13 protein-coding genes are annotated in these 14,064 nt (G+C 63.7%); all 13 read right to left on the reverse strand.

Features of this window, described 5'->3' with window-relative positions; translation table 11 throughout:
- Positions 1-252: 252 nt before the first annotated feature.
- The 13 genes from QX048_RS29035 to QX048_RS29095 all read right to left on the reverse strand — a co-directional run bounded on the left by QX048_RS29035 (position 253) and on the right by QX048_RS29095 (position 13,700).
- Positions 253-915 (reverse strand): class I SAM-dependent methyltransferase, encoded by a 663-nt coding sequence (locus QX048_RS29035; protein ID WP_315712807.1) that lies wholly within the window; start codon positions 913-915, stop codon positions 253-255.
- 27 nt (positions 916-942) lie between these two features.
- Positions 943-1,980 carry an aminoglycoside phosphotransferase family protein gene (locus QX048_RS29040; RefSeq protein ID WP_316200818.1) on the reverse strand — a complete coding sequence of 346 codons (1,038 nt, stop codon included), beginning with the start codon at positions 1,978-1,980 and terminating at the stop codon, positions 943-945.
- Positions 1,967-2,584, reverse strand: coding sequence for a hypothetical protein (locus QX048_RS29045; RefSeq protein ID WP_315828210.1), 618 nt, complete (start codon positions 2,582-2,584; stop codon positions 1,967-1,969). The genes QX048_RS29040 and QX048_RS29045 overlap by 14 nt, the downstream gene beginning before the upstream one ends.
- 9 nt (positions 2,585-2,593) lie before the next feature.
- A complete protein-coding gene (locus tag QX048_RS29050; RefSeq protein ID WP_315753230.1) occupies positions 2,594-3,631 on the reverse strand; it encodes a zinc-binding dehydrogenase in 1,038 nt (345 codons plus the stop codon).
- Between the two features lie 8 nt (positions 3,632-3,639).
- Positions 3,640-4,563 (reverse strand): transketolase family protein, encoded by a 924-nt coding sequence (locus tag QX048_RS29055; RefSeq protein WP_315828209.1) that lies wholly within the window; start codon positions 4,561-4,563, stop codon positions 3,640-3,642.
- On the reverse strand, positions 4,560-5,408 hold the full coding sequence (locus QX048_RS29060) for a transketolase (protein WP_315828208.1): 849 nt from the start codon (positions 5,406-5,408) through the stop codon (positions 4,560-4,562). Before QX048_RS29060 ends, QX048_RS29055 begins: the two co-directional genes overlap by 4 nt.
- Positions 5,409-5,453: 45 nt before the next feature.
- Entirely contained in the window at positions 5,454-6,452 is a 999-nt protein-coding gene (locus tag QX048_RS29065) for an NAD-dependent epimerase/dehydratase family protein (protein WP_315828207.1), read from the reverse strand.
- Between the two features lie 12 nt (positions 6,453-6,464).
- Positions 6,465-7,073, reverse strand: a complete 609-nt coding sequence (locus QX048_RS29070) for an SIS domain-containing protein (protein ID WP_315712798.1) — start codon at positions 7,071-7,073, stop codon at positions 6,465-6,467.
- Positions 7,070-8,008 carry an SDR family oxidoreductase gene (locus QX048_RS29075; protein ID WP_315712796.1) on the reverse strand — a complete coding sequence of 313 codons (939 nt, stop codon included), beginning with the start codon at positions 8,006-8,008 and terminating at the stop codon, positions 7,070-7,072. Before QX048_RS29075 ends, QX048_RS29070 begins: the two co-directional genes overlap by 4 nt.
- 108 nt (positions 8,009-8,116) lie before the next feature.
- Positions 8,117-8,839 (reverse strand): nucleotidyltransferase family protein, encoded by a 723-nt coding sequence (locus tag QX048_RS29080; RefSeq protein ID WP_315828206.1) that lies wholly within the window; start codon positions 8,837-8,839, stop codon positions 8,117-8,119.
- Positions 8,840-8,848: 9 nt separating this feature from the next.
- Positions 8,849-10,336, reverse strand: a complete 1,488-nt coding sequence (locus QX048_RS29085; RefSeq protein ID WP_409977946.1) for a PfkB family carbohydrate kinase — start codon at positions 10,334-10,336, stop codon at positions 8,849-8,851.
- Between the two features lie 483 nt (positions 10,337-10,819).
- Complete coding sequence (locus QX048_RS29090; protein WP_315828205.1) at positions 10,820-11,932, reverse strand: hypothetical protein; 1,113 nt, start codon at positions 11,930-11,932, stop codon at positions 10,820-10,822.
- A gap of 265 nt (positions 11,933-12,197) precedes the next feature.
- Positions 12,198-13,700 (reverse strand): MBOAT family protein, encoded by a 1,503-nt coding sequence (locus QX048_RS29095; RefSeq protein WP_315828204.1) that lies wholly within the window; start codon positions 13,698-13,700, stop codon positions 12,198-12,200.
- Positions 13,701-14,064 lie beyond the last annotated feature (364 nt).

The following is a 14,064-nucleotide window of genomic DNA, read 5'->3' on the forward strand; positions in this document are numbered from 1 at the left end:
TCCGCGTTGACCGTTTCTTTCGAATGCCCATCGCAACCTCCTCATCGAGTGTTGCGACGACCAATTGAATCCGCCGGGATGTCCCAGCCGAACCTGTGGTACCTGCCGCCTGCACTTCTTTCTGCAGGCGGGCCATGGGGGCGGCAGGCTCCCGGCCTTCCCCGCGCCCTCTCGTTCGAGAGAGCGATCGTCGACTGATAGCTCGGATGCCAATGCGTCGCGAGAGCGCCTGTCGACGCTCTCAGCTCACACTCATTCGAAGAAGATGAATTCGTGGTCGCCGGTGTAGCCGGAGCGCTTGAATTCGAAGGCCCATTCCTCTGGGGTGTGGAAGATGCGGCAGGTGAGCTGCCAGTACATCAGGTTCACCTTCTCGCGCTCGTTGCGGTAGCCCTCGACGCAGAGATACTTGGCGCCGCGGCTGACGCGCTCCATCTCGCGCAGGGCGGCATCGAGATCGTAGTTGTAGAGGTTGTGCAGCGTGTTGATCGAGATGACCAGATCGAAGTGCTTGTCGGGGTAGGGCAGCTTGGCCGCGGTGCCGACTTGGCAGAACGGCTTCACGCTCTCCATCGTGTGCTCGATGCCGTAGGAGGAGACGTCGATGCCGGCGACCTCGAGATCCGGGATGGCTTCGCGGAAATCGTGCAGGATGAAGCCCTTGCCGGAACCGACGTCGAGCACGCGCATGCCGGGCTTGATGCCGTAGGTCGCGATCATCGCATCGGCGACCTTGCGCCAGCGGCCGTCATATTTGTAGCCGCCATAGCCGGTCTCGCGGCTGCCGTCCCAGTAGTCGTAGTCGTACTTGATCGCCATCTCCGCGACATCGGCCTTGTCGCGCTGGGTAACGCGCGCGAGATAGTCGCGCTTGGTCGATTTGTGGACGAGACTGACGAACTCGCGATAGGCCATGAAGATCTCCGGGCGTTACGATGTCGGTTAGTCGGATGTGGCGCCGATGAGGTCGAGCTTGGCGTCGGCCTTGGCTAGCTGTTCGGCACAGCGCTGTGCCCAGGCGCCGGTGTCGGCGAAGGCGCGTCGGGTGGCGCCAAGCGGCAGGAAGTCGTTCAGGATGATGCAGGTCCACTTGACCTGATAGGCGTCGAGCAGCAGGCGGCAGCGCGCGACGCTGGCCACGTCCAGCCCAAGGCCTTCCGTCAGCCGGTCGATGAAATGCTCGTGCACGGCCAACGGCACCGGCACCTCCGGCTGGCAGAAGAAGTCCGACACCAGCTTGGCCGGGTCGTCGCGGCCGGCATATTCGAAATCGAGGAAGGTGAGCTTGCCGGCATTGTCGATGAGCGCGTTGTGGAAGCCGAAATCGGACGGCGACAGGCAGACCTGATCGGCGGGAATGGCTGCATCCAAGGCAAGCCCTTCGGCCCCGGAGCCACTCAGAATGGTCGCCTTCACGTCTGCCCAGGCCGGCTGCAGCCGCGCCGCCACGAACTGCCGGGCTTCGGCCACGTCAGGCACGTCGGCATCGAGCGTCGCGAGCCGTGCCACCCGGCGCTCGACGGTCGCAAGGTGCTCGGCGAGCGAGAAGCAGGCTTCCGATCCCGGCGCGAGAGCGGGGCGGGGCGGGGCGTTCACAGCGAGTACGAAGTCGATGGCGGCATCGACATGAGCCGGCGCCAGCTCGGCAGCCGTCAGCTTGCGTCCTTCGACGAAGCTGTAGAGGCCAGCCTGCTCGGCGCGGTCGCAGGCCAGCGGTTCCGGCACGACGCGGACGCCGCGCGACCAGGCATGGCTGATGAAGCTCCATTCAGCGCCGAGCCGGTCGCGGGTATCACGGGCATCGGTGAAGTAACGCTTGAGCACGAGGGGACCGGCCTCGGTATCGACGCGAAAGACCTGGTTGTTGCGGCCCCCCGCCAGCCGGGTCAGCGCCGTCGGGCTGGCCTTGCCGGCCTGCACGGCGAGGCGCTGGGCGAGCGCCAGCAGGGCGGCGTCGGCGTTGGCCTCAGCCGCGGTCACGGACGACATCCGCCGCGATCTCGGCCCACGAGGCGCGGCGCTCGTAAGGGACGGCCGTGGTCGCGAACTGGTTCTCCGGGTCGAACAGCACCTTGCGCATCCCTTGCGGGAATCCGGTCATGCCCAGGATCTCCGGCAGGTCGTCGACAAAGACCTCGCAGGCCAGCGCATGCGCACGGGCGACCTTCTCGTCCTTGGTCAGCTCGAAGAACACCCGGTCCGGCGCGATCTGGCTGGCGGCCGAGCCCATCAGTCCGCGGTCGGTCAGGAAGCCGCGCGCCGCGGCATGCATGTCGTGCTTCGGACCGAGAATGGGGTGTCTGGTCTTATGACTGACGATGAACAGGTCATGGCCGGCGCGGCGGGCCGCGGCGACGAACTCCGCGAAGCCAGGGTAGGGCGACACCAGGTCCATCCGGGCGCCGTAGACATAGCCCTGCAGCTCGGTGAAGTCGTCCTTGCGCCCGCTGCCGTTGAGATGGTCGCGGACGCTGTTCTTGTCGCGGCCGAGATCGGCCGGGATCAGGCCGCGCTCGAGCGCGGCCGCATGAAACACGCCGTCATAGCAGGCGATCGTGTTGTCGAAGTCGATCCCGATCCGCATGGCCTGGACTTAACGCAGCGACATGTCGATCAGCGGACGGCCGACCTTGCCGGCGGCCAGATCCTGCAGCGCCTGGTCGGCCTGGGCGAGGCTGTAGGGCTTCGACAAGAGATCTCGCACCGGGAAGCGGCCGGAGCTCAGCAGCCGGCCGTAGCGGCCGTAGTCGCGATCCGGAACGCTGTCGCCGCCCCAGGTGCCGAGCAGGCTCTTGCCCTGGTTGAAGACGCCGGGATTCAGCGTGAGCGCCGCGCCATGCTTGGCGTTGCCGATCACGACCGCGCGGCCGCCCTGCTGACGGGTGGAATTGATCGCCTGCTCCATCACGGCCGGAATGCCGGAGGATTCGACCGCGAGATCAACGCCCTGCGGCACGATCTTCTTGATCTCGGCCAGCACGTCGCCCGATGCATCGATGACATGCGTTGCGCCGTAGATCTGGGCAAGCGCACGGCGGGTCGGGTTCGGGTCGATGCCGATCACCGGCATCGCGCCGGCCAGCGCGGCGGCCATCAGCGCGTTCAGGCCGATGCCACCGGTGCCGAACACGGCGACTGCGTCGCCGGGCTGCACCTTGAGCACGTTGTAGACCGCGCCCATGCCGGTCGGCGCAGCGCAGCCGAGCAGCACCGCGACATCCATCGGCAGGTCCGGCGGCAGCAGGGTCAGGCGGTTCTCGCTGACGACAGCGTGGCGCTGGAAGGTGGTGACGCCGCCGGCGTTGACCTTCTTGCCATCCCAGTCATAGACGGCGCCGCCAGCCTCGATGCCCGTGCCCTTGATCCAGGACAGCACGACCTTGTCGCCGACCTTGACCTTGGTGACGGCGCTGCCGGCCTCGATCACCGTGCCGGTGCCCTCGTGGCCGAGGCAATGCGGCACCCATTTGTCCTCGCCCTTGTCGCCGCGCCACTCCATGACCTGGGTGCCGCAGGCGCCGGAATAGGCGATCTCGACCAGCACCTGGCCCGGCTTGAGGGCGGGGGTCTCGATCTCGGCCAGCACGAGCGGCTGGCCGGTCTGGACCAGGAGGGCAGCTTGGGTCTTCATGTGATGTCTCAGCTCAACGCGTGGATGATCTTGTCCGCGATCTGGTGGCCGGTCAGTCCCAGCACCTCGCGGGCATATTCCTGTTCGCCTGATTTCTTGAAGAACGCATCCGGCGTGCCGAAGCGCAGAAACTTCTTCGCCTGCGTCTCGGTGTCGGCAAGCCATTCGGACACGGCGGAGCCGAAGCCGCCGATCAGCGAATGCTCCTCGATGGTCGCGACTAGCTTGAAGCGGCTGAAGGCCTGCTTGAGCTTGTCCTCATCCAGCGGCTTCACGGTGTGGAAGCTGACGACCTCGGCGGAGATGCCCTTCTCCTTCAACTTATGTGCAGCTTCAATGACTTCCGGCAACATGTTGCCGGTCGAAAGCAGGCAGACGTCGGAGCCTTCCTCGATCGTGATCGCCTTGCCGATCTTGAAATCCGCGAGGGGGCCCTTGTGAACCACCGGCTCACCCTTCTTGCCCATGCGGATGTAGACCGGCCGGTCCTGCTGCATCGCCGCGCGCAGCGCACCGCGCACCTCGAAGGCATCGCCCGGGCAGATCACGACCATGTTCGGGATCGAGCGCAGGAACGAGATGTCCTCGCAGGCGTGGTGGGTCGGGCCGAGGCCGGAATAGGCGAGGCCGGCGCCGACCGCGACGATCGTCACGGGGACCTCGTGATAGCAGACGTCGGTGCGGATCTGCTCCAGGCAGCGCGTCGTCACGAACGGCGTGATCGTATAGGCGACCGGGCGCAGGCCGTTCATGGCCATGCCGGCGGCGACGCCCATCATGTTGGCTTCCGCCACGCCGCAGTTGAAGAAGCGGCTGGGGTGCTTGTCCTTGAACTTGTCGAACAGGCGGTTGCCGATGTCGCCCGAGAGCATGACGACGCGGGAATCCTCGTTGCCGAGCTTGGTCAGTTCGTCAGCGAACGCGTTTCTCATGACAGGCCGAGCTCCTTGAACGCCTTCGTCACTTCGTCTGCGGTGGGGGCGCGATAATGCCAGTTGTTGTCGTCTTCCATGAACGACACGCCCTTGCCCTTTACGGTGTGGGCGATCAGCGCCACCGGCTTGCCCGAGCCGTTCGGGATGTTCTGCATGGCTTCCGCCAGCGCGCCGACGTCATGGCCATCGATCTCGTGCGCGTCCCAGCCGAAGGCGGCCCATTTGTCGCGCAGCGGTGCCAGCATCAGGGTTTCGTTGGAGCGCGCGGTGGCCTGCCACTTGTTGTAGTCGACGACGACGCAGACGTTTTCGAGCTTCTGGGCGGCGGCGAACATCGCCGCCTCCCAAACCGAGCCCTCGTTGTTCTCGCCGTCCGAGAGCAGGGCGTAGACGCGGTAGTTCTCGCCCTTGATGCGCCCGGCCAGTGCCATGCCGCAGCCGAGCGGCAGGCCGTGGCCGAGCGAGCCGGTCGCGGCCTCGACGCCAGGCAGCAGGTTCGCCGGCGGATGCTCAGCGAGACGGCCGCCGTCCTGGCAGTAGGTGTCGAGCTCCTCGATCGGGAAGTAGCCCTTCATCGCCAGCGTCGCGAACAGCGCCGCGGCGGCGTGGCCCTTCGAGAGGATGAAGCGGTCGCGCAGCGGATCGGTCGGGTTTGTTGGGTCGATGTTGAGCACATGCCAATAGGCCGCGGTCATCGCATCGGCGCAGGACAGCGACGAGGCCAGATGCGCGGCCTGGGCCTTGTGCGACATCTCGATGATCTTGCCGCGCAGCCTTGCGGCCTGCGCCTTCAGGGCGGCGGCGTCAGGCTTGGCCGCGGTGCTCCGGACTGCAACGTTCATCGTGCTCTCCAGTCGCGCTTCCTCGGGGAAGCGCAGGGGTCTCGATCAGGGTTTATGTTCGTACTTGGTCGGCAGCTTGGCCATGACATCCTCGAAACGTCGCGCCCAGGCGATGACGTCGTCGATGCCCTGTTCCAGCGAGAAGGTGTCGCGCCAGCCGAGCTCGGTGCGCAGCTTGAAGCTGTCGAGCGTATAGGCGGTATCCTTGCCGGGACGCTCGGGTCCGATCTCGACGCAATCCTCGAACGACTTGCCGAGCCGGGCCAGGATCATCTCGACCAGGGTGCGGATCGAGACCAGCTCATAGCCCGAGATGTGATAGGTCTCGCCGAGCTTGCCGCTGCGCCCGATCTTCACGGTCGCGTCCGACACGTCGGTCATGTGGATGAAGACGCGGATCGACTTGCCGCCGCCGTCGAGCCGCAGCTTCTGCCCGGTCATCGCCGCCACGATGGTGCGCGGCACGATGCGATAGAGCTGCTGGCCCGGGCCGTACACATTGGCGGCGCGCGTGAACACCACGGGGAACTGGTAGTTGGCGAAATAGGTCCGCAGGCTCATGTCGCCGGCCGCGCGCGACACCGCGTAGGGCGTCGACGGGTTGAACGGCGCGTCCTCACGGACCCAGCCCTCGGTCGAGCCGTAGACCTCGGGCGTCGTGACGTGGACGTAGCGGTCGAGGCCGTCATAGTTGCGCAGGATGTCGTGCAGGCGGACGGCGGAGACGACGTTGGTCATCATCCAGTGGTCCGGATACAGCCAGCTCTCGCCGACCATGCTCTGCGCCGCGAAGTTCACGACGTGAGTCGGCCGCTCCGAGGCCAGCAGCGTCTTGAGCGCATCGAGATCGTGATTGAGATCGACGCGCTGGAAGCGGACCTTGCCGGGACGCTTCTGCCATTTGTACGGCAGGAAGGCGTCATGCGGCTCGTCCGAGCGGCTGGTCGCGATCACGTCGTGACCGGCCGCAGCCAGGAAGTCGACGAAGGTTGCGCCCGAAAACGAGTTCGAGCCGAGGATCAGGTACTTTTCGTTCGCAGCCATCGTCCTTGCCCGTCAGACCTCGCGCGTCGTGATGATGTCGCCGCGCTGGGCGTACAGCCACTGCATGATCATGTGGCCGATCACCATCTGCGCGTCCTCGGCGATCTGCATGTCGTCGACCGCGAAGTGGATCGGCACGTCGGCGAGCGCCTTGGCCTTGCCGCCGGAGAAGCCCAGCACGGCATAGCTGGTCATGCCGATCTTCTTGCCTTCTTCGAGCGCCTTCAGGATGTTCGGCGAGTTGCCGGAGCCGGAGAAGGTGATCAGCACGTCGCCCTTGCGCGCGAGCACCGCGAGTTGCAGCGAGAACACCTGATCATAGCCTTCGTCGTTGGCGAGGCAGGTGATCACGGACGGGTTCGACGACAGCGAGTGCACGCGCAGGCCCGAGCCGGGCGTCTTCGACAGCGCGTAGAGGAAATCGTTGGCGAGGTGGTTGGCGTTGCCGCCGCTGCCGCCATTGCCGCAGAAGAACACCTGGCGGCCGGTCTGCCAGCAATCACGCAGATCATAGGCGAGCTTCTCGACCGGGCTCCAGTCGAAATCCTTCAACACGGTGCTGAAGCGGCTGGTGTAGTCGGCGAACAGGCTGCCGGGGGTCTTGAAGGCCAGGACGTTCATTTCACGACCTCCTTCTCCATCCATTTCAGATTATACCAGCGGTCGTCGTTCTTGAGCTGGCCTTGCGAGTACATGCCGATGATTTCCTTGATCGCGTCCTCCACCGTCTTCTTCGGCCGGAAGCCGGTCGCGAGCAGACGATCGGAGTTGACGCGATAGCTGCGCGGGTCGTTCGAGGGCGTCACGATGACCTCGGCCGGCACGTGCTTGGTGACGAGCCTGGCGATGTCGAGGATCGAGATGTTCTCGAAGCCGGCATTGTAGATCCCGGTGTGCTCAGGATGATCGAGCAGGAAGAGATACAGATCGGTGATGTCGTCGATGTGAATGTTCGGGCGAGTCTGATCGCCGCCGAACACGGTGATGCGGCCGTTCATCAGCGCCTGCATCGTCAGCATGTTGACGGAGACGTCGAGCCGCTGGCGCGGAGAGTAGCCGCAGACGGTCGCGGGGCGCACGATCTGCACCACCATGTCGTCCTTGTAGGACAGCACGATGCGCTCGCCGCACATCTTGGTCTTGTTGTACTCGGAGATCGGCAGCAGCTCGAGATCCTCGGTGACCTGCTCCTCTTCCTTGACGCCGTAGACGCTGCCGGAGGAGGCGTAGATGAAGCGCTTGATGCCGTGGCGATAGGCGCGATCGGCGAGCTGCATCGTGGCGAGGCAGGAGATCTCCCAGGTCAGCTTTGGGTCGAGATCGCCGCAGGGATCATTGGCGACGCTGGAGAGATGAATGATGGCGTCGACCCCGGTCAGGTCGATGGCGTCGGGATTGCGGACGTCGCCTTGGACGACGGTGAGATCCGGATGCGGCTCGAGAAAGTTGCCGAACCACATGATGTCGAATGCAACGACCTTGTGGCCGGCCTTCAAGAGCTTCGGCACGAGCACGCTGCCCTTGTAGCCGCACGCTCCGGTCACGAATATCTTCATCTGAGCAATCCCCGTGGCTCGCCTGTCGTGTCGCCGGCTGGCGCGTCGCGCGCACCTTTATACAAATTGGCAGAAGAAGGTGACCAGCCCGGCGGCGAAACCCGCCCGTCAAGCGTCCCCGCCACGGCGTGGTTCGTGATTAAACTCCAAATGGGCCCGGCGCAAGCTTTCCGGGTTGCCGATGTCCCGATGATAACCGCTGGTTTCCACGCAGAAAATGCGTCCCAAATAGTTGGGGATGATTTCCCTGGAGAGATCGACGATCGGCTTTCCCAGCGCGGCGATGTCGGCGATGACGGCGGGATCGAATACATAGACCGCGCCATTGGCGAGGTTCCCGGGCGGATTCTTGACCTTCTCGTGGAAGGCGATGACCCTGTGCTGATCGTCGAGCTCGAGAATCCCGCACGAGCTCGGATCATCGGTGCGGAATGCGAGCATCGTCATGATGCAGCCGGGCGGGCGGTTGCGATGGGCGGCGAGCAGCCCCGCGACGTCGAAATCCGTCAGATTGTCGGCGTGAGCCACGAGGAAGGGCTGGTCGCCGAACCAGGCGCGGTTGGCAAGCACGGTGCCGCCCGTCCCGAGCAGTTCATCTTCGTGAACAAGATCGATGCGGTCCCGCCAGCGCGATTGCGCCACGTGGGCGCGCACCTGTTCGGCGAGCCAGTGTGTGTTGAGCAGCGCGCGCTCGATGCCGCCTTCGAACACGAGATCGAGCCAGTAGTCCAGCAATGGACGGTCGTGCACACGCACCAGGCATTTCGGCGTCGTATTGGTCAGCGGGCGCAGCCGGCTTCCGATCCCCGCCGCGAGCAGGAGGGCACGCATGACGACATCCTACTCCTGGCTGAATCCGGTCTCGTCGATTTCCCGCACCAATTCCGCCGTCGTCAACGGCAGATTGCCGACGCGGGAAACCTGGAGGGCAGCCGCCAGCGATCCGAGATAGGAGGCCTGCCAGATATCGGCGCCCGCGCGCAGGCCCATCGAGCAGGCCATGAAGAAGCTGTCGCCGGCACCGGACACGTCCTTCGGGGATGGATTGAACGCCGGCAGGCGGTCCGAGGTGAAGGTGCCGTCCGCCATGGTGTTGATCAGCGCGCCCTCGGCGCCGAGCGTGATCACGAGATTCTTGGTGCGGGCCCGTTCGACCAGCCGCTCGCTGATCACGGCGAGACCCGAAATGAAGTCGTTCAGTGCGACGCGCGCCTCCCGCTCGGTCGGCGTCAGCAGGGTCATGCCCTTGAAGCGGGAGACGTCGCCGGTCTGCGACGACACCTGGCTGTCGGCCGCCATCATCACGCCCTGGGCGCGGGCGCGATCGGCGATCGCGTCGACCAGATCCTGCGGCAGGCAGCCGTAGTTGAAGCAGGAGAACAGCAGCAGATCGCAGGTCTTCAAGGCGCGCTCGACCGAGGTCAGCATCTGCCGCTGCAGGTCGGCATCCGACGCGTGCTGGCGCAGATGATTGACGCGCAACAGCGTCTTGTTGAGCGCGCGAAAACGCTGCTTGCGCGTGGTCGGCCGGCTCTGGTCGGTGAAGGCGTTGAAGTTGACGCCATGCTGTTCGAGCGTGTTGCGGGCGAACCGCGCCGCTTCGTCGTCGCCGACCAGGGTGAAGAATTTCACGTCGGCGCCGAGCCCGTGCGCATGCGCCGCAACCGCACCCGCGCCGCCGACGAAGGTGCGGGTCATCAGCGGCGTCACGACGATGGTCGGGTCCTCCTGGGACATGCCGACCGCATCGCAGGTGACATATTCGTCGACGATCAGGTCGCCGATGACGGCGACCCGCATGCCGGACAGCTTGCGGAGCAGATCCTTCAGATTCGCGATCTCGAAGCCGTGGCGCCTGGGAAATTCCTGCGGCTTGCGGACCGTGGAGATGTCGATGTTGGCGTCGCGTTCCAGCAGCGACAGCGACGCAAAGCGCAATTCACCGGACGAGAAGATCAGCCGTCCGCCATAGGCGTCCACGGCCTCCTGCTCGGGATTGGCGCGATCCTCGAACTCCTTGCCCTTGACGACGACCGTCGGCTTCAGATGCGCGATGAAGTCGGACGCCGATGTTTCCAAGCGCACGACATGGTGCACAAAGGCGATGGAACGCACATTTTCGAGGCGCATGTCCTGCGCCAGGGTCACGCCAGGCGTCGAATCGGGATTGACGCCCACGACCAGCACGTCGGCCTGCTCGGCGGCGAACTTCAAAAGCCGTAAATGTCCGGGGTGCACGACGTTGAAGTTGCCGGACACGAACGCAATCGTCTGCCCGGAGTCGCAGGAGGCGCGAACAGTCTGACAGGCCAGATCCATCTCACTCATATCGATCACCTGATCCAAGGAATTCGCCTCCGGTTCGATCGGGCTGAGGTCGGATAATCGGCCACCGTGTCATTCGCGGGCCGAGGAACTCCGATGCAAAGCGTCGCTGTCGCCCGGCACATCTGCACCGCGAATCCCGTTCCGATCTGCATCTTTCATGCTCGACATTGATTTCGTTGCGAAAAAACAAGCACGGTCCCCCGATCGGAGCGATGGAGGGGCCGGCGGCGGTCATTTCCAGCGGTCTCTTTATCAGGTGTGCGCAGCAGCACAAACAGTCCTGTTAGCTTACGGTTGTGTGGTCGCGTTGGAATGCGGCTTCCGGAGAGCTCATCATCCTTTCTCCGCGATGCTCAGCATCTTTGCTGACGAATCAGGCGGCGGATGGATCCGAGGATGCTCCGACGAGAGACGGACTGCGGCGCGTTGGTGGGCGGGCCAATTGGAAAAGCCTCGGAGGACGCAAGTCTCTCGCAGCATGCCTCAGTGATAGAGATCGAACTGTTCACCCTGTCCCTTTTCGAGATCGGCTGCCAAGGCGCTGCGGTCGATCCGCGGAAACAGCTTGCTGAACTCGGTCCGGTCCAGCAGGGCGAGGTAGGTCTTGAGCATGCCCCTTTCCGAGGGATGCGCGGGATCGAAGAAGTTGCCGGAATCGCGCGATATCTCGGTGCGGCTCATATCGAAGAACTGGATGCCAAGCTGCGCAAATCTTTCGACGGTCTGTGGACTCCTGATCTCGCGCCAGAGCCCGGAATAGGGCCAATAGGCCTCGTCGGTGTCGAGAAAGGCGCCAGCGCTCTCCAGGAACGGATATTGGATCGCAACCACCGAGAACCCGCGCTCGCGGGAAAGCCTGGAAAGTCGCTCGATCTCGCCAAATTCGCGTTCGCTGAGATGAGGGGCGCCCGGAAACGAGGAGGTGACGTACTGAGCGCCGCGCGCCAAGGTTTCGGCCGCCGCATTTCGATAGGGTGGTGCGACCATGACGGAACCATCCTTGCGGAATCCGAACTTGCCGCGGATTGCCTCGGTGCCGACGAGCCTGTTGTTGTCAACGGGCTCGAGTTGCGGCGTCATCATGGCCGAACGGATCGCATCGAGATCTCCGTGATTCCGCATGACGAAGTCCGCGACGTCGTGCAGCTTCCGCCGATGCGAATCGATGCCTTGGGCGAAGTCCATCGTGCGCTCTTTCCGCCAGACGTCAGCGAGGAAATCGCCAAAGAGGAAGTAGTCCAGCGCCACGACGACCACGCGCGGCTTCGCCACCGTGGTCGCGCGATCGACGAAGTCCACAACGTGCGTGAGAGGCCAGGCCGTCAGGCACGCATTGTAGGCCACATAGGGACGGAACATCTGCTCGCGCGCCTGACCGCAGCGCGAGCTTCCCACCAGCAGAACCTCGGGCTGGACCTGTTTGATTCGTTCGAGCTTGTAGGGAGCGTAGTCCTTGAAGGTGCCGAGCCAGACCATCCGTTCGGAGTGCGATTGCTCGGCTGCGAGCACCGAGAGCGGGACGGTCGCGCCCAATCGCCAGCCGACCCATTCGAAAACAGCCAGCAGCGGCAGGAAGACGATGGCGAACAGAGCCACTACGATCGCAAGATACCGCGCCAAAGTTCGAGCCCGCCTTGGTGATTGTGCTTCGGGAGTAAGCGAGTTTGGCTCGCAATCCGCGTCGTGCTGGAAGTTGATTGCGCCAGAATCAGGCTAATGGCTGGGCGTAGCCGCTGCAAGCGGACGATGCGCCGTCGGCACGCCGCCCGCCTGGACAGCTTCGACAAGAACATATCCGCCTTCATAAGGCCGAATGTCGGTGGGAGGGTCCGAGGCCCGTCGCTCGCCATCTCCTGCGCGTTCAGAACTGGAAGTAGAGGAACTGGGAGGTGTCTCCGGCGATGATGTTCATCAGAACCGCCGCCACGAGCGCGATCGAAGTTCCGATGGCCCACGGCAGGGACGGTCGCCACTTCAGGTTCAGAATGCTCCAGGGACGAGGGTTGTGGTAGGTGTCCAGCCCGACCTTCCAACGCTCGAACATCGTGTTCACGTTGGGCAGGGTGAAACAGGCGACATAGCCTGCCAGGATTGCGATCATGAGGCGCGGATCGACGAGGTTCGTTGCCGTGATCTTCTCCGGGTTGGACAGGGCGAGCATCCCCTTGATGAGCCTGACCGCGGCATTCGGATTGTCGGCCCGGAAGAAAACCCATGCCAGAACCACGACGAACTGTGTCAACAAGAGCGCCGCCACCGCATACCAGGCGGTCGTCGACAGGCGGGTGAGGGCCGGTCGCTGTGCGACGAATTTGCTCCAGCGATGATTGACGATCAGAAACAGCCCGTGCAGCGCTCCCCAGATGATGAAGGTGAAGCCTGCTCCGTGCCAGAGACCGCCGAGCAGCATGGTGGCAAAGAGGTTGGCGTTTCTCCGGTGCTCGCCGTAGCGATTGCCGCCAAGCGGGATGTAGAGATAGTCGCGGAGGAAGCGCGATAGCGAGATGTGCCAACGGCGCCAGAACTCGACGATGCTCAGCGACTTGTAGGGGGAATCGAAGTTGAAGGGCAGCCGGATCCCGAACATGATCGAAATGCCGATCGCCATGTCGGAGTAGCCCGAGAAATCGAAGTAGATCTGCAGCGAGTAGGCGAGCGCGCCGCCCCAGGCGTCCATCAGGTGAAGGTGGCTCGAATTGGCGGCGTGGAACACGGGATTCGCGATCAGGCCGAACCCGTCCGCGATGAACGACTTCTTGAAAAGTCCGATGGTCAGAATCGTAAGGCCGACCGCGACCTTCTCGATGGAAATTCGTCGGCTCTCCTCCGAGCCGAATTGCGGCATCATCTCGCGGTGATGGAGAATCGGGCCGGCGACCAGATGCGGAAAATACGTGACGAACAGGCCGTACTTCACAAAGCTTCGTTCATCGGAATACCCGCCATAGACGTCGGCGAGGTAGGCGATCTGGGTGAAGGTGAAAAACGAAATGCCAAGCGGGAGAACGATCGCAAGCGAGGGGTGCTTCGACGCAGTGATCGCATTGAGGATCTGGATGCCGAAATTCGTATATTTGTAGAACGCGAGCGCGGCCAGGTTGAGCGTGATGGCAGCTGAAAACAGGCCGGTGCGTAGCTTTCCGGTCTGTCCGGCAATCAGCAGACCCATCGTATAATTGAAGACGATGGAGATTAGGATGATCGGGACGAAGTGGATGTCCCAATAGCTGTAGAAGGTGAGCGACGCCGCGGCGAGCCAGCTGAGGCGCACGACAGGGGCGGCGAAAAAGCGAGCCAGCAGAAAATAGCCGACCAGGGTCACCGGCAGGAACAGGAACAGAAACTCAAACTGCGTGAAGAGCATAACAAGTTTCTTGATGTTGCTGCATATTGCGCTGCTTTATCAATGATTGAGGGCGCTGCCAAGTTGCGTGCGCCGCTCCAGCTGCGAATTTCGGGGGATGCCGCCTGCTGACGGCAGCGACGTGCGGCCGGCCTCTCGAACAGGGCGGACCCTTTTCGATCAATGATTCTTCTGCTATGGCAGCTCAAAATTCGACCCAATGACGCCAATCCAACGCCGCCATGATGGGGGGCGCGCAATCACTCTCGCCGACGACCGCAGCGGCGAAGAAACCCCTCGATGGATCATGCAGATGACATCCCGATAGGTCTGCGCTCCCGCGCAAAGCAAACTTGGGAGGAGTGGGAAGCCCTCTGTTCCACCG

The sequence above is a fragment of the Bradyrhizobium sp. SZCCHNS30572 genome (assembly GCF_032484415.1).
Classification (GTDB): Bacteria; Pseudomonadota; Alphaproteobacteria; order Rhizobiales; family Xanthobacteraceae; genus Bradyrhizobium.

What these genes read in the sequence shown, in the direction of transcription:
- QX048_RS29060 (WP_315828208.1), bottom strand. Translation starts at nt 5,408, where the DNA reads ATGAACGTTGCAGTCCGGAGCACCGCGGCCAAGCCTGACGCCGCCGCC.
- QX048_RS29035 (WP_315712807.1), bottom strand. Translation starts at nt 915, where the DNA reads ATGGCCTATCGCGAGTTCGTCAGTCTCGTCCACAAATCGACCAAGCGC.
- QX048_RS29050 (WP_315753230.1), bottom strand. Translation starts at nt 3,631, where the DNA reads ATGAAGACCCAAGCTGCCCTCCTGGTCCAGACCGGCCAGCCGCTCGTG.
- QX048_RS29070 (WP_315712798.1), bottom strand. Translation starts at nt 7,073, where the DNA reads ATGAACGTCCTGGCCTTCAAGACCCCCGGCAGCCTGTTCGCCGACTAC.
- QX048_RS29095 (WP_315828204.1), bottom strand. Translation starts at nt 13,700, where the DNA reads ATGCTCTTCACGCAGTTTGAGTTTCTGTTCCTGTTCCTGCCGGTGACC.
- QX048_RS29055 (WP_315828209.1), bottom strand. Translation starts at nt 4,563, where the DNA reads ATGAGAAACGCGTTCGCTGACGAACTGACCAAGCTCGGCAACGAGGAT.
- QX048_RS29045 (WP_315828210.1), bottom strand. Translation starts at nt 2,584, where the DNA reads ATGCGGATCGGGATCGACTTCGACAACACGATCGCCTGCTATGACGGC.
- QX048_RS29065 (WP_315828207.1), bottom strand. Translation starts at nt 6,452, where the DNA reads ATGGCTGCGAACGAAAAGTACCTGATCCTCGGCTCGAACTCGTTTTCG.
- QX048_RS29085 (WP_409977946.1), bottom strand. Translation starts at nt 10,336, where the DNA reads ATGAGTGAGATGGATCTGGCCTGTCAGACTGTTCGCGCCTCCTGCGAC.
- QX048_RS29075 (WP_315712796.1), bottom strand. Translation starts at nt 8,008, where the DNA reads ATGAAGATATTCGTGACCGGAGCGTGCGGCTACAAGGGCAGCGTGCTC.
- QX048_RS29080 (WP_315828206.1), bottom strand. Translation starts at nt 8,839, where the DNA reads ATGCGTGCCCTCCTGCTCGCGGCGGGGATCGGAAGCCGGCTGCGCCCG.